General features: G+C 32.6%; 16 protein-coding genes. 8 read left to right on the top strand and 8 right to left on the bottom strand.

All coding sequences use genetic code 11. The features are described from left to right. Positions 1-57 precede the first annotated feature (57 nt). Positions 58-2,391: an ATP-dependent helicase gene (locus OYT91_RS04470; protein WP_281239680.1), complete on the top strand. Its 2,334-nt coding sequence runs from the start codon at positions 58-60 to the stop codon at positions 2,389-2,391. Positions 2,392-2,478: 87 nt separating this feature from the next. Continuing rightward, positions 2,479-3,099, top strand: coding sequence for an L-threonylcarbamoyladenylate synthase (locus OYT91_RS04465; RefSeq protein WP_269222855.1), 621 nt, complete (start codon positions 2,479-2,481; stop codon positions 3,097-3,099). Between the two features lie 444 nt (positions 3,100-3,543). On the opposite strand, the gene OYT91_RS04460 is transcribed toward OYT91_RS04465, so the two are convergent. The 3 genes from OYT91_RS04460 to OYT91_RS04450 all read right to left on the bottom strand — a co-directional run bounded on the left by OYT91_RS04460 (position 3,544) and on the right by OYT91_RS04450 (position 5,963). Beyond that, positions 3,544-4,401, bottom strand: coding sequence for an OmpA/MotB family protein (locus OYT91_RS04460; protein WP_269222856.1), 858 nt, complete (start codon positions 4,399-4,401; stop codon positions 3,544-3,546). Positions 4,402-4,475: 74 nt separating this feature from the next. Next, positions 4,476-5,468, bottom strand: a complete 993-nt coding sequence (locus OYT91_RS04455) for a glycosyltransferase family 2 protein (protein WP_281239679.1) — start codon at positions 5,466-5,468, stop codon at positions 4,476-4,478. A 39-nt stretch (positions 5,469-5,507) separates the two neighbouring features. Beyond that, positions 5,508-5,963 (bottom strand): type I restriction enzyme HsdR N-terminal domain-containing protein, encoded by a 456-nt coding sequence (locus OYT91_RS04450; protein ID WP_281239678.1) that lies wholly within the window; start codon positions 5,961-5,963, stop codon positions 5,508-5,510. Positions 5,964-6,048: 85 nt separating this feature from the next. Here OYT91_RS04450 and holA point away from each other — a divergent pair, with 85 nt between their 5' ends. The 4 genes from holA (at position 6,049) to ettA (ending at position 11,078) form a co-directional block, all read left to right on the top strand. Beyond that, positions 6,049-7,053, top strand: a complete 1,005-nt coding sequence (gene holA, locus OYT91_RS04445; RefSeq protein ID WP_281239677.1) for a DNA polymerase III subunit delta — start codon at positions 6,049-6,051, stop codon at positions 7,051-7,053. A gap of 11 nt (positions 7,054-7,064) precedes the next feature. After that, a complete protein-coding gene (gene pulA / locus OYT91_RS04440; RefSeq protein ID WP_281239676.1) occupies positions 7,065-9,083 on the top strand; it encodes a type I pullulanase in 2,019 nt (672 codons plus the stop codon). Positions 9,084-9,152: 69 nt separating this feature from the next. Further along, on the top strand, positions 9,153-9,335 hold the full coding sequence (locus OYT91_RS04435; RefSeq protein ID WP_269222859.1) for a CAL67264 family membrane protein: 183 nt from the start codon (positions 9,153-9,155) through the stop codon (positions 9,333-9,335). 51 nt (positions 9,336-9,386) lie between these two features. Then, complete coding sequence (gene ettA / locus OYT91_RS04430) at positions 9,387-11,078, top strand: energy-dependent translational throttle protein EttA (protein WP_281239675.1); 1,692 nt, start codon at positions 9,387-9,389, stop codon at positions 11,076-11,078. A gap of 71 nt (positions 11,079-11,149) precedes the next feature. Here ettA and OYT91_RS04425 read toward each other — a convergent pair whose 3' ends face one another. From OYT91_RS04425 to OYT91_RS04415, 3 genes are all read right to left on the bottom strand, one after another. Then, positions 11,150-11,275: a hypothetical protein gene (locus OYT91_RS04425; RefSeq protein WP_281239674.1), complete on the bottom strand. Its 126-nt coding sequence runs from the start codon at positions 11,273-11,275 to the stop codon at positions 11,150-11,152. Positions 11,276-11,351: 76 nt separating this feature from the next. After that, entirely contained in the window at positions 11,352-11,768 is a 417-nt protein-coding gene (locus OYT91_RS04420; protein ID WP_281239673.1) for a thiol-disulfide oxidoreductase DCC family protein, read from the bottom strand. A 62-nt stretch (positions 11,769-11,830) separates the two neighbouring features. Then, on the bottom strand, positions 11,831-13,996 hold the full coding sequence (locus OYT91_RS04415) for an endonuclease MutS2 (protein ID WP_281239672.1): 2,166 nt from the start codon (positions 13,994-13,996) through the stop codon (positions 11,831-11,833). Between the two features lie 181 nt (positions 13,997-14,177). Between OYT91_RS04415 and ung the strand changes: the two genes are divergently transcribed. Beyond that, positions 14,178-14,852 (top strand): uracil-DNA glycosylase, encoded by a 675-nt coding sequence (gene ung / locus OYT91_RS04410; RefSeq protein WP_281239671.1) that lies wholly within the window; start codon positions 14,178-14,180, stop codon positions 14,850-14,852. Then, positions 14,849-15,994, top strand: a complete 1,146-nt coding sequence (locus tag OYT91_RS04405) for a serine hydrolase (RefSeq protein ID WP_281239670.1) — start codon at positions 14,849-14,851, stop codon at positions 15,992-15,994. Before ung ends, OYT91_RS04405 begins: the two co-directional genes overlap by 4 nt. Positions 15,995-16,183: 189 nt before the next feature. Here OYT91_RS04405 and OYT91_RS04400 read toward each other — a convergent pair whose 3' ends face one another. After that, the gene (locus OYT91_RS04400) at positions 16,184-17,116 is read right to left on the bottom strand and encodes a transglutaminase-like domain-containing protein (protein ID WP_281239669.1); all 933 of its coding nucleotides are present in this window, start codon (positions 17,114-17,116) and stop codon (positions 16,184-16,186) included. A gap of 151 nt (positions 17,117-17,267) precedes the next feature. Beyond that, positions 17,268-18,392, bottom strand: a complete 1,125-nt coding sequence (locus OYT91_RS04395; RefSeq protein ID WP_281239668.1) for an SDR family oxidoreductase — start codon at positions 18,390-18,392, stop codon at positions 17,268-17,270. Positions 18,393-18,431 lie beyond the last annotated feature (39 nt).

The raw sequence follows: 18,431 nt of genomic DNA, 5'->3' as shown, positions 1-18,431 counted from the left end.
TAAGGCTCGTTTATTCATTCTTAAATTCTTATTTTTGCATCAAACAGTAGTTATTTCATGCAAAAATATATAGAACAACTTAACGAGGCACAACGTGAACCTGTATTGCAAAAGGATGGTCCTATGATCATTATTGCTGGTGCGGGTTCAGGAAAAACTCGTGTGCTTACCATCAGGATTGCATATTTGATGCATCAAGGCGTGGATCCTTTCAGTATTTTGTCCCTTACCTTTACCAATAAGGCAGCGCGAGAAATGAAGAAACGTATCTCGGACATCGTGGGAGCCAGTGAAGCTAAAAATCTATGGATGGGAACTTTTCACTCTGTTTTTGCTCGAATTTTGCGTTCTGAAGCGGAGCATTTGGGATATCCTTCCAATTTTACGATTTATGATTCACAAGATTCTTTAAGAGCTATTTCGGGAATAATCAAGGAAATGCAACTCGATCGGGATGTCTACAAACCGAAACAGGTTTTGAGTAGAATTTCGAACTTTAAGAATAGTTTGATTACAGTTAAAGCCTATTTTAATGACCTTGATTTACAAGAGGCCGATGCCATGAGCAAAAAGCCTAGAATGGGTGAAATATATCAAAATTATGTCGAGCGTTGCTTTAAATCTGGAGCAATGGATTTTGATGATTTATTATTGAAAACCAATGAATTATTGACTCGTTTTCCGGAAGTTCTAGCTAAATACCAAAACCGTTTTCGTTATTTATTGGTGGATGAGTACCAAGATACCAATCATTCACAGTATTTGATTGTTCGCGCTTTATCGGATAAATTTCAGAATATTTGTGTGGTAGGAGATGATGCGCAAAGTATTTATGCCTTTCGTGGAGCAAATATCAATAATATTTTGAATTTTCAAAAAGACTATGAAGGGGTAAAAACTTTTAGGCTAGAACAAAATTACCGTTCGACCAAAAATATTGTAGAAGCAGCCAATACTATTATTGACAAAAACAAAGTAAAACTGGATAAAGTGGTTTGGACAGCCAATGAATTTGGTCCAAAAATAAAAGTAAATCGGAGTATTACCGATAATGAAGAAGGCCGTTTTGTTGCCAGCACAATTTGGGAACAAAAAATGAAAAACCAGTTACATAATGGTGCCTTTGCCATTTTATACAGAACCAACGCGCAGTCCCGTGCCATGGAAGATGCATTGCGAAAAAGAGATATTCCATACCGTATTTATGGTGGTTTGTCTTTTTACCAACGCAAAGAAGTGAAAGATGTATTGTGTTACCTGCGATTAGTGATTAACCCAAAAGACGAAGAAGCTTTGATTCGTGTTATCAATTACCCAGCACGTGGAATTGGAAATACAACCATCGAAAAACTAACAATTGCGGCCAATCATTACAAAAGATCCATTTTTGAGGTAATGCAAAACATAGAGCGCATTGATTTGAAACTGAATGCAGGGACAAAACATAAATTGCTTGATTTTGTGACTATGATACAAAGTTTTCAAGTAATTAATGAGAATCAAGATGCTTTTTACCTAGCTGATCATGTGGCCAAAAAAACAGGATTAGTTCAAGAATTAAAGAAAGATGCTACTCCTGAAGGAATGGCAAAAATTCAAAATATTGAAGAATTATTAAACGGTATCAAAGATTTTACTGAGGGGCAAAAAGAAATTGATGGCGCGCGTGGTGCTTTATCCGAATTTATGGAAGATGTGGCTCTTGCAACCGATCTTGATAACGATACAAGTGATGAAGACCGTGTGGCTTTAATGACCATTCACTTGGCGAAAGGACTAGAATTTCCTCATGTATTTGTGGTAGGAATGGAGGAAGATTTGTTTCCAAGTGCCATGAGTATGAGTACGCGAAGCGAATTAGAAGAAGAACGTCGTTTATTTTACGTAGCTTTAACACGTGCAGAGCATCAAGCCTATTTGACGTATGCTCAATCACGTTACCGTTGGGGAAAATTGACAGATAGTGAACCTTCCCGTTTTATTGAAGAAATTGATGGTCAGTACCTCGAATATCTTACTCCTGCAGAGAGTAATTACCGCTATAAGCCAACGATTGACAGTGATATTTTTGGAGATGTAGATAAATCAAAATTGCGATTGGCAAAACCGATAGGGGGAAATCCTCCAACGACCGAAGGGGGAGTAAAACCGGATTTAAATATTAGAAAACTAAAACCAGTATCAGTCAGTAATCCAACTGCTGCAGGATCGGCTAATTTATTTGACAACAAATTGATTCCGGGAAATATTGTTATGCACGAACGTTTTGGAAAAGGACAAGTAATTGGACTAGAAGGAGTAGGAGCTGACAAAAAAGCAGAAATCAAATTTGAGGTAGGTGGTTTAAAAAAATTGCTGTTACGTTTTGCAAAATTGGATATTATTGGATAAGAAAATGTTTCAGGTTTAAGGTTTTAAGTTTAATTCAGTTGAATTTTAGGCCTTTAAACTTTTTTTCAACTTTAAACAAATAAAGAAATGGCTCAAATAATAAAAATATATCCCGACAAACCAAACGAAGCGGCAATTGCCAAAGTTGTTAAAGTTTTAAAAGATGGTGGTTTGATAATTTATCCAACTGATACCGTATATGGACTCGGTTGTGATATCACCAATTCCCGTGCACTAGAAAAAATAGCCAAAATAAAAGGGGTTAAGCTTGAAAAAGCCAATTTTTCTTTTATCTGCCACGATTTAAGTAATTTATCCGATTATGTGAAGCAGATTGATACTTCTACTTTTAAATTACTCAAAAGAGCATTACCAGGTCCTTATACTTTTATTCTTCCAGGAAACAATAATCTACCCAAAGAGTTTAAAAAGAAAACCACTGTTGGTATTCGGATTCCTGATAACTCGATTGCGTTAGAAATTGTACGTCAATTGGGAAATCCTATCGTTTCAACTTCTATTCGAGATGAAGACGAAGTAATTGAATACACAACTGATCCTGAACTTATTTTTGAAAAATGGCAAAATTTAGTCGACATAGTTATCGATGGTGGTTATGGGGATAATATAGGTTCTACTATTATAGATTTGTCTGGAGATGAGCCAATTGTGATAAGAGAAGGTAAGGGAAGTCTTGATATTATTTAAAAATATATTAAATTTTATATAATTTTTTTACAAAAAAATTGTTTTGTACGGAATAATGTATTTAATTAGTAAAATATTTAAATAATTAATACTTTTTTTTAGAATTCATAGAATGAAATTCTTAATTTATATTTAATTGGTTGTTAAAGAAAAAATTAGGGATTCATAAAAGCAGGACTTCGGTTCTGCTTTTTTTATGCTCTTTGTTGAGTAGATGTACATTGGTATTTATAAAATAGATAATTTGTATTTTATGTTTTGGCGCAATGAAAAGGTTAAAATCCACAGTATTAAAAAATCAAACGATCTTTAAATAAATATATTCATAATAATAAAAGTCATAATGAATATGATTTAAACCAGATTTCTAATGCGGATTCTGGGTTTAAACAAAAAAACGCCTCGAGACTATCGAGGCGTTTAATATAAAATAAAATGAATTTATTATTTCTGAACCGGTTCTGCAGTTGCTCCTGGTTGCTTTTTCATTTCTTTTTCAACCATATCATAAAACTGATCTATTTTTGGCATTACATAGATGCGAGTTCTTCTGTTTTTTGATTTGTTTTCAGGAGAGTCATTTGGAACTAAAGGTACAAATGAACTTCTACCTGCTGCAATTAATTGCTCTGGTTTTACTCCTAATTCATTTGTTAATAAACGAATAATGGAAGTAGAACGTTTTACACTCAAATCCCAGTTATCAAGTAAAACACCATTTCCTTTCAAAACATCAGAATCGGTGTGTCCCTCTACCATACATTCAAAATCGGGTTTGTCGTTTACTACTTTAGCCACTTTAGCTAATACGCCTTTTGCCTTGTCGCTAACTTCATAACTACCGCTTTTGAATAACATTTTATCAGATATTGAAATAAAAACAACACCTTTATCAACGTTAATTTCGATGTCTTTATCATCTAATCCTACCACTGATTTCAAACTAGTTACAACAGCAAGAGTAACACTGTCTTTTTTAGTTAATGCATCTTGCATTCTGCTAATTTTCAAATCTTTTTCTTTGATAGATTCTAAAGCTTTTTCAATATTTTCAGCACCTTTAGTTGATAAAACGGTCATATCTTTAGAAGTACTTATCAAATGTTGGTTGGTTTCTTTTAAACCATCTACTGTAGCTTTAAGACCAGCTCTTTCTTCTAAGCAAGAATTTAGTTTTACTGTACATGTATTTAACAAATCCTGTGTTTCCTTATTTTTAGCTTCCAAAGCTGCATATTCTTTTTTGGATACACAAGAAGTTAGAAGTGCTAAAGCGGATAGCGTAATCATTATTTTTTTCATAGAATGCATATTTTAATTAAACATGTGATTTACAAAGTTAGTTTTTAAATGTTAAATTTAAATGTAATTTATTGTTAAATTACATCAACAAAAACTGTGCCATTTTTAACATAATATTCAAAAACGACACTTCTAGTTTTAAAGTATATTTTAACTTGATTTTTTTCTCTTTTTTTATAATTCTTTAAAAATAAGCTGTAAAAAGAAAAATGTGCACGTATAACTGCCCAAAAATGAGTAAATTGACCTTCAAAAACAAACTTAATACCTGCGATTCCATCCAGCAACATTCGGATTATAAGTGCTTGAAATAATGTATTTTGCGGTAAATTCTTGGTTAACATTAATAATGAATTTCTAAAATTGAGATAGGTTTTTTGAGGATTGGCTTGCTGCAAAGTGGCGCCTCCAACATGATAAACAATCGAATCAGAAATGTATTTTATTTTATATCCTTTATTAATTGCTCTCCAACATAAATCAATTTCTTCTTGATGTGCAAAAAAATCTTCGTCAAAACCTTTTAATTCTTTATAAACAGTAGAGCGAATAAAAAAGCACGCTCCCGAAGCCCAAAATATATCTACTTTGTCATTATACTGACCGTTGTCTTTTTCTAAAGTATCAAAAATTCGCCCACGGCAAAATGGATAACCAAATTGATCTATAAATCCGCCAGCCGCACCTGCATACTCAAAATAGTTTTTCTTTTTGAAATCCAATATTTTAGGTTGAATAATAGCCGTTTCCGTTTCGAATTCAAATGTTTCTAAAATGGGTTTTAACCAATTATTAGTCACTTCTATATCTGAATTCACCAATGCATAAATATCTGCATCAATAGAGTGCAAGGCATCATTGTAGCCACCTGCAAACCCTTGATTGGTTTTATTTTGCACAATCATTACAGAAGGAAAATTCTTTTTTACAAATGCAACTGATTCGTCAGTTGATGCATTATCGGCAACATATATAGTTGCTTCTGGTGAAAATTGAATAACTGATGGCAAAAACTGTTCTAAAAGTTTTACGCCATTCCAATTCAAAATAACTACGGCTATTTTCATTCGAGATTTTTAGATATTGAGTATTTAGATATTTAGAATCTAAATACTTTTATGGTTATATTTTGGCAGATTTTCGAGGAAAGTATATTTTTCATTTTCAAAATCCATTAGGCAAAAATAATGATTTAGTCCATTGGTAAGCATCAAAAATTCAGCTTCCATTGTCATATTATATCTTGCTATTTGATCAAAAGTAGCCTGAGTAATTTTTACTTCAGGAGCTTTACATTCGATTAATAAAAAAATAGAACCATTAGAATTATAAACAACTACATCATACCGTTTACGCAAACCGTTAACCATTAATACTTTCTCAACGTTTATAAGGGATTTTGGAAACTTTTTCTCTTCTAATAAATAGTGAACTACATGTTGTCTAACCCATTCTTCTGGCGTAAGGATGATGAATTTTTTCCTTATACTATCAAAAATAGATACTTTATTTTCGCTATTTTTGAAACGAAATGAATAAGAAGGAAAATTGAGTTTTTGCATGTTGCGAAATTAGTTAATTTAGTTTAAAGTTTAAAGATTAAGGATCTAACTTGAAACTTTAAACCCGAAACCCGAAACCCAAAATATGGACGAAGTTATAAAGATTGTTAATGATATAAAAGCCGGAAATATCAAACCCATTTATTTTTTGATGGGAGAGGAGCCTTATTATATTGACAAATTAGCTGAATATATCGAAAAAAATATTTTATCCGAAGAAGAAAAAGGATTCAATCAAACTGTTTTATATGGTAGAGATGTTACTATTGAAGATGTAGTTTCGACAGCCAAACGATATCCGATGATGGCAGATCGTCAAGTGGTTATAGTCAAAGAAGCACAGGATTTATCCAGAACTATTGATAAAATTGAGCATTATGTAGAAAATCCGATGTCTACAACCGTTTTGGTTTTTTGTTATAAATACAAAACATTAGACAAAAGAAAAAAAGTAACCAAGCTCTTAGCCAAAAACGGAGTTGTTTACGAAAGCAAAAAACTTTATGAAAATCAAGTTGGAGATTGGATTAAGCGAGTGTTAGCAGGCAAAAAATACAACATAGAGCCCAAAGCTTCAGCAATGCTAGTCGAATTCCTTGGAACTGATTTGAGTAAAATTAATAATGAACTCGAAAAACTTCAAATCATATTGCCCGCTGGAAGTACAATTTCGGCCAAAGATATTGAAGAAAATATTGGTTTCAGTAAAGATTACAATGTCTTCGAATTGCGAAAAGCGATTGGTGAACGAAACCAACTAAAAGCATACAAAATAGCAGATAATTTTGCCCAAAACCCAAAAGACAATCCATTGGTTATGACAACTGCATTGGTTTTTAGTTTTTTTATTCAATTATTAAAATACCACGGATTGAAAGACAAAAATCCTAAAAATGTGGCTTCGGCATTAGGAGTTAATCCTTTTTTTCTAAAAGACTACGATATGGCTTTAAAAAATTACCCAATGAAAAAAGTAAGCCAAATTATTGCGTCCCTTAGAGATACCGACGTAAAAAGTAAAGGAGTAGGAGCAAATAGCTTAACACAAGCGGATTTATTACGAGAAATGTTATATAAAATTTTTAATTAAAAAATAAAATTATGTTTACTTTATCAAAAAATATCCTAGTCACAATTGGGATATTACTTATCGTTAATTTTGCTATGGCACAAAATTCAAAAATAAATAATTTAAAATATGCTTCATTTGATGCATATCCCCTTTATTTAAAGAATGATCTTGGAGTAACATACACCACAAACAAAACTATAGTTAAGTTATGGAGTCCCAATGTCGAAGAAGTAAAAATTAATCTATACAAACTAGGAAACGGCGGAAGTCCTATTGCAACTCAAAATTTACTGTATAATAAAACAACCGGTGTTTGGGAAATCATATTAAACGGAAATTATCACAATACCTATTATACTTTACAAGCTAAAAACAAAGGTAATTGGTCAAAAGAAATGCCAGATCCTTACGCAAAAGGAGTTGGAGTAAATGGAAATAGAGGTTTAATATTCGACCCTAAACTAACCAATCCGTCCAACTGGAATACAGACAAGCAACCCGTTTTGAAGTCAGTTTCGGATATAATTTTGTATGAAGCACATGTAAGAGACTTTTCAATTGATCCATCATCAGGTATTAAGAACAAAGGTAAGTTTCTAGCCTTTACCGAGAAAAATACTAAAAATGAATATGACGAAACAACAGGATTAGACCATTTAAAAGAATTAGGAATTACGCATTTACACTTACTTCCAGTATTTGATTATAAATCAATTGATGAATATAACTTGGATAAAAAACAATACAATTGGGGGTATGACCCTCAGAATTACAATTCATTAGAAGGTTCTTACTCCACCAATCCTTTTGATGGTTTAGTTCGTATCAAAGAATATAAAGAAATGGTTTTGGCTTTGCATCAAGCCAATATTCGTTTGGTTATGGATGTGGTATACAATCACACTAGTTCTACTGATATTTTTGACCAATTAGTTCCTGGTTATTATTATAGAAATTGGCCTGATGGAAAACGTTCGGATGCTTCGGCTTGTGGTAATGAATTTGCTTCAGACCGTGTAATGGCTCGCCAATTTATGATAGAATCTTTAAAATATTGGGTAAAAGAATATCATGTAAATGGTTTTCGATTTGATTTAATGGCTATTCACGACATTGAAACAATGAATCAAATTTCGGTAGCATTAAAGAAAATAGATCCAACCATTTTTCTTTATGGAGAAGGATGGACTGCAGGAGATTCTCCTTTACCTATTGAAAAAAGAGCGCTAAAAAACAATGTAAAAAAACTTAAAGACATTTCTGTTTTCTCCGATGATATAAGAGATGCAGTAAAAGGACATTGGTCTAATGTAGAAGAAAAAGGTTTTGTAAGTGGAAATAAAGAATACAAAGACGTAATTCAATTTGGAATCGTAGCCTCAACAAATCATCCGCAAGTTAAATATGATTTAAAACGTAGTTATGCTCAGTTTCCATATTCGGATAACCCAACAAAAGTAATAGGATATGTATCTTGTCATGATAACAATACCTTGTATGACAAGCTAAAAATCTCTAATCCAAAAGCAAGTGAAGAGGAGTTAGTACAAATGGACAAACTAGCTAACACCATTATTTTAACCTCACAAAGTATTCCTTTTTTGCATATGGGAGTAGAAATGAAACGTACCAAATTGGGCGTTGAGAACTCTTATAATTCTTCTGATAGCATCAATAAAATAGATTGGAATTGGAAACACGAGAACAAAGAGCTTAATCAATATTACAAAAATCTAATTGCATTAAGAAACAATCATCCAGCATTCAAAATGACATCTGAAAAAATGATCCAAGAGCATTTGGAATTCTTAACTTTAGATTCTCCCTTTTTGGTTGGTTATACTTTAAAAAATAATGCAAATGGTGATAAATGGAAAACAATAAGAGTCTATTTTAATGGAAACGAAAATGAGATCCAACAAGAGCTTGAAGGCACTTGGAAGATGGTATGTAATGGAGCGATTATCAATTTAAATGGAATAGAAGCAATTCAAAATCAAAGCATAAGTATCCCTGGCAGAAGTGCAATTATTTTATATCAGGAATAAATCTTTTAAACTAAAAATCTACTAAAAAATACCGATATTTGCAACTTTCAAAAAACAAATACCACAATTATGGGAATGAATAAAAATACTATTTTAGGATGGGCTGCCTTTATAATGGTGCTCATGGGATTATTACTAATAGGCTTAGGCGTTTTTAAATACAGAGATGTATCAGGCTGGGGATTTGCCGCTGTTGGTATTGGTTTCTTTGCTATCGCATGGGTATTTAGTTCTCTAAAAGGTAGGCTGTAATTGACATTCAAAACCAATAATTAATCATATAATAAATTAAAACATTTAAATATGTCAGACGATAAGAAAGTAATTTTCTCAATGCAAAAATTGAGTAAAACCTATCAAGGTGCAGATAAACCTGTTTTGAAAAACATCTATTTGAGTTTCTTTTATGGAGCTAAAATTGGTATTTTAGGTCTAAATGGTTCTGGAAAATCTTCCCTTTTGAAGATTATTGCAGGAATTGATAAAAACTATCAAGGTGATGTAGTTTTTCAACCAGGTTATACCGTCGGGTATTTAGAACAAGAACCTATACTTGACGATTCTAAAACTGTTATTGAAATTGTTCGTGAAGGTGTTGCTGAAACAATGGCTGTTTTGGAAGAATACAATAAAATTAATGATTTATTTGGTCTTCCAGAAAACTACGAAGATGCAGATAAAATGGATAAATTAATGGATCGTCAAGCAGCTTTGCAGGATAAAATCGATGCTTTGGGCGCTTGGGAAATTGATACCAAATTAGAAATTGCAATGGATGCCTTACGCACGCCAGAAGGTGACACACCCATTAAGAATTTATCTGGAGGAGAACGTCGCCGTGTAGCTTTGTGCCGTTTACTATTGCAACAGCCTGATGTTTTACTTCTGGATGAGCCTACCAATCACCTGGATGCTGAAAGTGTACTTTGGTTAGAACAACATTTGGCACAATATGCTGGAACTGTAATTGCGGTAACACACGACAGGTATTTCTTGGATAATGTTGCAGGTTGGATTTTAGAATTGGATAGAGGTGAAGGTATTCCTTGGAAAGGGAATTATTCTTCTTGGCTAGACCAAAAATCAAACCGTATGGCATTGGAAGAAAAAGTAGCTTCTAAACGTAGAAAAACGTTGGAACGCGAGTTGGATTGGGTTCGTCAAGGAGCAAAAGGACGACAAACCAAACAAAAAGCACGTTTACAGAACTACGATAAACTCTTGAACGAAGACCAAAAACAATTGGATGAAAACTTGGAAATTTATATTCCGAATGGTCCAAGATTAGGTACTAATGTTATTGAAGCCAAAAACGTAGCTAAAGCCTTTGGAGATAAATTGTTGTATGATAATTTAAATTTTACGTTACCACAAGCTGGAATTGTTGGAATTATTGGACCAAACGGTGCTGGTAAATCGACTATTTTCAAAATGATTATGGGAGAGCAAAAAACAGACAATGGTGAATTTTTGGTGGGTGATACTGTGAAAATCGCTTATGTAGATCAAGCGCATTCGAATATTAATCCTGACAAATCCATTTGGGAAAACTTTGCCGATGGGCAAGAACTGATCATGATGGGAGGGAAACAAGTGAATTCAAGAGCTTATTTATCCCGTTTTAACTTTGGTGGTGGCGAACAAAACAAGAAAGTATCCATGCTTTCTGGTGGAGAAAGAAACCGTTTGCATCTAGCTATGACTTTGAAGGAAGAAGGTAACGTATTGTTACTGGATGAACCTACGAATGATTTGGACGTGAATACGCTTCGTGCATTGGAAGAAGGTTTAGAAAACTTTGCAGGTTGTGCGGTAGTGATTTCTCACGACAGATGGTTCTTAGACAGAATTTGTACTCATATCCTTGCGTTTGAAGGAAATTCAGAAGTGTATTATTTTGAAGGTGGGTTCTCTGATTATGAAGAAAATAAGAAAAAACGTTTGGGTGGTGATTTGACTCCGAAACGATTGAAATACAGAAAATTGATTAGATAATTTATTTCTATAAAAAGTAAAAGAGGATGTCCACAGAAAGGCATCCTCTTTTTTTTAGACAAAAAAACTAATCATTTTTTTTTACCAGAATTTATCATCAATACAACTGCTCCAATTAAACCAATAATTACCAATCCGAAAACAATTACCATTATAAATGCACCGTTTTCCCAAGAATAAAGCGATAAGTTTCTCATAAAAATTAATTTTTTAGATTGGTCAAATTTAAGATAACAATCCATCTAAAGAGATGACATTTATCATAGAATACAATTATTCTAAAAATTTTATTTTTAATTCTGGAGTAGGTATCATGCAACTCTCTTTTTTGCCAAACCAATTGTATCTATTTCTGGCTATATAGTCATATAATTGATTTCTGATTCCATTTGGAATAATTTTAAAAATAATTCCAAATGAATATAAACCATTCAAACTTTTTGCAATTTGCAATGCTGCATCCGATTTGTAGTAGTAAGCGACTCCAGGCTCATAAAGTACAATACTATCTATCTTGGCAAAATCAATTCCAATGTATTTCAAAATATCTAAACCCAAATCTGATTGTAAAGGAACGAATCTAAAGACATCCTTTTTGTCATGTTTGATAATAAATTGCACCGCAGAATTACAGAGGTTACAAACACCGTCAAAGAGGATTATTTTTTTATGGAGAGGGAGGTTTTGCATGATAAGGTTTCTAAAAATATTTGCTAAAGTTCAAAAATTTGACAAAGTTGTGTTAATGAATACTATTTTTTCCCATGTTCAACAAACTCCAATTCATCCAAACTCACTTTTGAAGTAAACACACCATAATTCACTACGGCTTTGTTTTTTTCAATTTTATCAATGGTTCCCACTGATTTTCCATCCTGCATACGCACACGATCTCCTATTTTTAGAATAACATTGGGTTTTACAATTACAGGTTTTAATTTCTTCTCTTTCTTTTCCTTGCGGATTTCTTCTACGACAACAGTAACTTCCTCTATAATTTCTTTTTTCTTCTGGATAATCGCTTTTGCTTCTTTAGGAGTGGCTTTTTTGCGTTTGGAATTTTCTATTTCGATGATTTTCAGAAACTCACCTATCAGGTCTTTTTTATTTTTATTATTAAAATATTTCTCAGCAATATCTTCAATTTTTTGACCTATGTAAATTGTCTTTTGATTGCTGTCATATAACTCCTGGTAGCTTTCCAGTTTTTGCTTGATTTTGACATTAATATCTTCCATTTTTTTGCCTTCCTGACGCGCTTTGGTTTCTTCTTCTTTTAGCGTTTGTGACGTTTTCTCCATTTTGGAACGCTCTTTCTGCAAGTTGGCAATTGTTTTATCAAAACGAACTTTTCCTACTTCAATTTTCTTCTTAGCGCGGTTGATTAAACTAAATGGGATTCCATTTTTTAAAGCTACTTCAAAAGTAAATGAACTTCCCGCTTGTCCCAAAGCCAATTTGTACATGGGTTCTAATGATTTTTCGTCAAAGAGCATGTTGGCATTAGTAGCGCAAGGGAGCTCATTTGCTAAAATTTTTAGATTCGAATAATGCGTCGTGATTAATCCAAAAGCTTCCCGATGGTAGAACTCTTCCAAGAAAATTTCGGCCAAAGCACCTCCCAATTCAGGATCAGAACCGGTACCAAATTCATCAATCAAAAACATGGTTTTCTTATTGCACTTTTTCAAAAAGTAGTTCATGTTTTTCAATCGATAACTATAAGTACTTAAATGATTTTCAATTGATTGGTTGTCTCCAATATCCGTGAGTATTCTATCAAATAGAAACGTTTCACTGCGTTCGTGTACAGGAATCAACATTCCCGATTGCAACATTAATTGCAACAAACCAACCGTTTTCATCGAGATGGTTTTACCTCCCGCGTTGGGTCCTGAAATAACAATTATTCTATTTTCTTGACTTAATTCGATGGTTTGTGGATGCGTAACTTCCTTTTTTTGCTTGTTATTCAAATACAAAATAGGATGATAGGCATCTCTAAAATAAAGACGGCGTTCCTCTGTAATTGTTGGCAAAATTCCATTGATTCTATTGGCATATTTCGCTTTTGCAGCAATCACATCAATATCACTCAGGAAATCTTGATATTGAATCAACAATGGTAAAAATGGTCGAATTGCATTCGATAATTGCTTTAGAATTCTAGTAATTTCTTCTTTTTCCTCATATTCCAAATTACTGAGTTCACGAGAGTAATTCAGCGTAGCTTCTGGTTCAATATAAGCAATACTCCCTGTTTTGGAACTACCCAAAATAGAGCCTCTTACTTTGCGTCGGTACATTGCTAAAACAGCCAAAACACGACGATTTTGCACAAAACTTTCTTTAATATCATCCAAATATCCCAAACCGTTGTATTGCGTAAGTGCTATTCCAAAACTTTGGTTCATTTTCCCTCGAACCGAATTCATATTGCGGCGAATGTTTAGTAATTCTGGTGAGGCATTGTCTTTTATTTCTCCATATTTATCAACTACAGCATCAACAAGCGTGATAATCGCTCTGGTAAGTTGAATTCCAGAACTTTTGGCACAAAGATTAGGGTAATAATCATTGAATTTATTCAGAAACGTCAATAGTACATTCGTCGTTTCGGATATTGTGGCAATTTTTCTAAAACCACCGACTTCTAGAAAACTGTCTTCGATGGCTAAAAATTTTATTTCGTATGTAATAGCATCAAAACCGTGATTGGGGATGGCATTGTTGTTTTGAAAAGAAGAAACATACTCAGAAGTCTGCAATAAAGCGCTCATCAAAGTATCTTTGTCTCTAAAAGGAGTTATTTCTAAGGCTTTTTGTTTTCCTATATCAGTATTACAAATATCGGAAATCGTTTCGAGAACCGTAGGAAATTGTAAATCTTGTAACGTTTTTTCGGTAATGGAGATCATTTATAAATTTGATTTGACGCTACAAAAATAAGGTTATTTAAGAAAGAAACATAGGGTTATTTCACAGAGATTAGCAAAATAGAAACCACAGCGATTTACTAAGAAACATAATGTTTTTGTTTTGCCAATTTTGCGAATCTCTTTTGAATCTTCGTGTATCTTTGTGAAATAAACTTTGAATATGCAAATCAACTTGAATCCTTCCTGGCAAACTATTTTATCTGAGGAAATAGAGAAACCTTATTTCCTGGAATTGATCGAGCTTGTTGATCAAGAATATCAAAATTCAGTTTGTTTTCCTCCCAAAGAGTTGATTTTTTCAGCCTTAAATACTTGTTCTTTTGAGAATGTAAAAGTGGTTATTATTGGTCAAGATCCATATCACGGCGATGGCGAAGCCAATGGTTTATCTTTTTCGGTAAATGATTCAGTGCGAATTCCACCTTCGTTGCGCAATATTTTTAGAGAAATCAATACCGATTTGGATTCGATTTTCATGCCCACATCAGGAAATTTGGAATCTTGGGCCAAACAAGGTGTTTTACTTTTAAACGCTTCATTAACTGTTAGAAAAGACAATCCAAATAGTCATAAACACCTTAAATGGAATCTTTTTACAGATGCCGTTATTCAAAAAATATCGGAAGAAAAAGAAAATATTGTATTTATGTTATGGGGAAGTTTTGCCCAAAAAAAAGGAGCTAAAATTGACAGAAATAAACATTTGGTATTGGAATCAGGGCACCCTTCACCGATGAGTGCCAATCAAGGAAAATGGTTTGGGAATAAACACTTTAGTCAAGCAAATATATATTTGAAAAGTAATAAATTGGAACCAATATATTGGATAATATGATAAAAAAACACTTTAATTCATTAGTTATAATTGTATTCATTTGTACGATTACAAATATTAGCAATGCTCAAAACTTGCTTAAAAAAGCTTTAACTTCAGATAATGACAAGATAAAAAAAGTGATGAATAATCCTGAAGCCTATGAACTTCAAATTATTTATACTCAAATTATTAGAGAAAAAAATAATAAAATTATCTTTAAAGATTATACCTATAACCTCAACAAAAACAACTATTTCTATCCTGCCAGCACTGTAAAATTTCCTATTGCCGTTATGGCTTTGGAAAAATTAAATAGTATTCCAAATACTTCTATAAACAGTCAATTTACAATTGACGGCAATCCAAATAAAATAAGATTTTCTGATGAAATCTCTAAGATTTTTGCTGTAAGCGATAATGATGCTAGCAATAATTTATTTGAATTTATTGGTTTTGATTATCTAAATAAAAATATGGAGATTAAAGGATTAAAACCTTTTAGAATCAATCATCGTTTATCAACTCCAAATTCGGGTAGTAAAACCATCAAATCGATTGCGTTATACAAAGACGATCTTTCTATTGAAAATTTCCCTCAATATACAACCGAAAAATATAACCCTTTGCAATTGAATAAAATCAAAAAAGGAATTGGATACCTAGATAATGACACACTTGTAAAGGAACCTTTTGACTTTTCGAATAAGAATTACTATCCGCTTGAAACTTTACATAATACTTTGAAAAGAATCATTTTTCCCAATAATTTCAAGAAAAGTGAACGATTTCATATTACAGAAAAAGACAGAGAATTTATTCTTTTTTCGATGCAAAATTTACCAAAAAATGCAGGTTACGATCCAAAAGAATATTATGATGGTTATTGCAAATTTTTTATGTTTGGTGATACTAAAGAAAATATCCCAGCTTCAATAAAAATATACAATAAAGTAGGCGATGCTTACGGAACACTTATTGATTGTGCTTACATTGTAGACTCAGAAAAAAATATTGAGTTTATGGTTTCGGCCACAATATTAGTCAATAAAGACGGAATTTTTAATGACAACGTTTACGAATATGATGAAATAGGTTTGCCTTTTTTGGCCGAATTAGGGAGACAACTTTATTGGTTAAACGATAAAAGTAAATTGAAATAAACAAATGCCCTAGCCCCGAGTGAAGTGGAAAGCCCGGAGCAAAAAAAGTAAAAGTTTCTTGTTCTGGAAAAGCGACCAAAGGAAGCTCTTTTCAGAACATTAGAAACTTTACTTTTTTTGTGAGGACTTGTAACGAAACGCGGGAAATAGCTTCAATAAAAAGACTAACACTAGAATTAATTTTATCGTTTATTCTAATGTCAATGCACCCAAAATTTCTTCGGACAGAAAAGGACCTCCGGGATATTTTGCGGTATAATCAAGATTTAGCCAGACTTGATTGCGCTCGTCGATATGGTAATTAAGTTGCTTGTGTTGGCTTTCATATGGAAATAATACATTTTTTATTAGCAAATTTGCTTTTTCAAGGTCTTTCATATTTCCAATTAATATTTCGGGATAGATATGACCTTTGGTATGAATCAATCTTGGGGTTCCGCCAATGGACCTAATAGCAGCCGCCATCAAAATGGAATGATCGTCACAATCTCCAGAAAAGTAGCGTAAGGATTCGTGTGCGGTTGCTATATAATCTCCATTTTTGGGATCATTCACATAGTTCCAACGACTATTTATTTCTTTAAAAACTGCAAAACATTGAATCAAGTTTCTATACTCTGAATATCCCTTGCAATTTTTGAAATGTTTTGTAGTGGCCATAATCGCAAAGTTTCTAACTTTTGGATTTTCGTATTCTATTGCCTTTAAAATCTCTTCTTTATTAGGAAATGGCAGCAATTTGGCGATGATAATATCTTGTGGAAATGGATTATTATTCATAGTGTACAACATGGAATTATAATCTTCAAAAACAGAATTGAAACTAAAATTCCCAAATAAAGTTCCATAAATAAGGACCAACAAATAGAGTGCTAAACAAACAATAATTATGGTTCGCAATGTGTACAATGCGAAGTGAATTATTGTCAGAACTAAAATAAAAAGAAGTATTCGATCCAAATTAAAATACCAATGTGGATCGATTAAATTTTGGTGAAGTACTATAAATAAAGGAATTGTAATCAGGATGCTTAAAAAAAAGATAACAAAACTATCCCAAGGTTTTTTCAGCTGAAACTTGGACTTTACTATATGAAAATTAGTTTTGTTAAGTTGTATCATAATACCCAAAAGTAGGGATCTTTATTGCTTTTTGTAAAAGTACTTTTTTTTTTTAAAGTTACTAAGTTTCTAAGATACTAAGTCATTAAGTTTTTCTCAAAGTCACTAAGTTTATAAAAGTTTTAGGGACTTTGCAACTCAGCAACTTTAATTACACATTAATATCCTTAAAATCATTGGATATGGCATAGCGAATCATATTGGTAAAGGCCTGACTGTCTAATTTTGGAATTTCCAGAATTGAATTCAGCAAAGTGGTGTCGTATTCGTTAGGACTGGTTATAAAATAAGGTTTCAAATGCTTACCAATACTTTCATAATACAGCTTTTCGATTGTATTTTTATATGTAAAATCGAGTGGATTTTTGATTAAAGTAAAATTGGTATAACCCACTTCTTTCATAATCAACTGTAATCCTTTCACGATATTAAAGCTTTTGTCACTTACAATGTTCAGCTGCTCGATGTCATCTCGTTCAAAAGTGTTTACAATTACTCTGGCCACATAATCAACAGGAATGATATTTAAACCTGTTTCTTCATTGATGATGAAACGCACATTTTCTTGCTCTCCTCTTCGCTGTGAAGTAAAATGAAAAAACTTGGCCAAAAGATAAAAAACCATGTATTTTGGAATGAAATAAGGACTTTCGGTACCCAGCATTTTACCTCCAATCACACTTGGTCTCAAAATCTGAAATGGTAATCCCAAAGCTTTGCATTCCTGAGCAATATAATTCTCCGAATGAAATTTGGCGTCCTCATACGCATTGCGATGTTCAGGAGTGAAATCTAGGTTATGGAAATCATTCTCGATTATACCGTCTCGTATTCCGGATGAAAACGCAGTGCCGATATAAATGAACTTCGTGATAAAAGGGGAAAAAGTCTTGAAAAGAGATTTGGTTATTTTGGCATTTTCATCAAAAATCTTTTCTTTTAGGTTTTCGTCAGTAGATAAATTGACATAGCCTGCAGAATGAATAAAGTAAGCCCCTTTAATTTTCTCTGAAAAACTACCTTTAAGATTCGCTAAGTCCGAATCAATAATTTCGATATATTCATGTACTTTTTCTAAACCGCTTTTTTGTAAAATTTGAGGGGTGTAATCACTAGTCAAAAGCTCATTAATACGATCTAAAGCACTTACTTTTCCTTTGTTTCTGGCAATAATAAAAAGTTTTCCGTTTTTCTTTTCTTTGATAAAAAGCTCTAGAATATCATACATAATATGCGATCCCAAAACACCTGTAGCTCCCGTAAGTATTATTTTCATTTTTTATTTTTTGAAAAAGTAAAGATAGATTTAAAAAAG

The sequence above is a fragment of the Flavobacterium praedii genome, assembly GCF_026810365.1.
Classification (GTDB): Bacteria; Bacteroidota; Bacteroidia; order Flavobacteriales; family Flavobacteriaceae; genus Flavobacterium; species Flavobacterium praedii.
The sequence above is the reverse complement of the archived record's forward strand: the minus strand, read 5'-3'. Positions and strand labels throughout refer to the sequence as shown.

Excerpts from the sequence above, each read along its gene's own strand:
- OYT91_RS04400 (WP_281239669.1), bottom strand. The coding sequence starts at position 17,116 with ATGATACAACTTAACAAAACTAATTTTCATATAGTAAAGTCCAAGTTT.
- ettA (WP_281239675.1), top strand. The coding sequence starts at position 9,387 with ATGTCAGACGATAAGAAAGTAATTTTCTCAATGCAAAAATTGAGTAAA.
- OYT91_RS04435 (WP_269222859.1), top strand. The coding sequence starts at position 9,153 with ATGGGAATGAATAAAAATACTATTTTAGGATGGGCTGCCTTTATAATG.
- OYT91_RS04465 (WP_269222855.1), top strand. The coding sequence starts at position 2,479 with ATGGCTCAAATAATAAAAATATATCCCGACAAACCAAACGAAGCGGCA.
- ung (WP_281239671.1), top strand. The coding sequence starts at position 14,178 with ATGCAAATCAACTTGAATCCTTCCTGGCAAACTATTTTATCTGAGGAA.
- OYT91_RS04395 (WP_281239668.1), bottom strand. The coding sequence starts at position 18,392 with ATGAAAATAATACTTACGGGAGCTACAGGTGTTTTGGGATCGCATATT.
- OYT91_RS04455 (WP_281239679.1), bottom strand. The coding sequence starts at position 5,468 with ATGAAAATAGCCGTAGTTATTTTGAATTGGAATGGCGTAAAACTTTTA.
- OYT91_RS04470 (WP_281239680.1), top strand. The coding sequence starts at position 58 with ATGCAAAAATATATAGAACAACTTAACGAGGCACAACGTGAACCTGTA.
- holA (WP_281239677.1), top strand. The coding sequence starts at position 6,049 with ATGGACGAAGTTATAAAGATTGTTAATGATATAAAAGCCGGAAATATC.
- pulA (WP_281239676.1), top strand. The coding sequence starts at position 7,065 with ATGTTTACTTTATCAAAAAATATCCTAGTCACAATTGGGATATTACTT.
- OYT91_RS04425 (WP_281239674.1), bottom strand. The coding sequence starts at position 11,275 with ATGAGAAACTTATCGCTTTATTCTTGGGAAAACGGTGCATTTATAATG.
- OYT91_RS04415 (WP_281239672.1), bottom strand. The coding sequence starts at position 13,996 with ATGATCTCCATTACCGAAAAAACGTTACAAGATTTACAATTTCCTACG.
- OYT91_RS04420 (WP_281239673.1), bottom strand. The coding sequence starts at position 11,768 with ATGCAAAACCTCCCTCTCCATAAAAAAATAATCCTCTTTGACGGTGTT.
- OYT91_RS04405 (WP_281239670.1), top strand. The coding sequence starts at position 14,849 with ATGATAAAAAAACACTTTAATTCATTAGTTATAATTGTATTCATTTGT.
- OYT91_RS04460 (WP_269222856.1), bottom strand. The coding sequence starts at position 4,401 with ATGAAAAAAATAATGATTACGCTATCCGCTTTAGCACTTCTAACTTCT.
- OYT91_RS04450 (WP_281239678.1), bottom strand. The coding sequence starts at position 5,963 with ATGCAAAAACTCAATTTTCCTTCTTATTCATTTCGTTTCAAAAATAGC.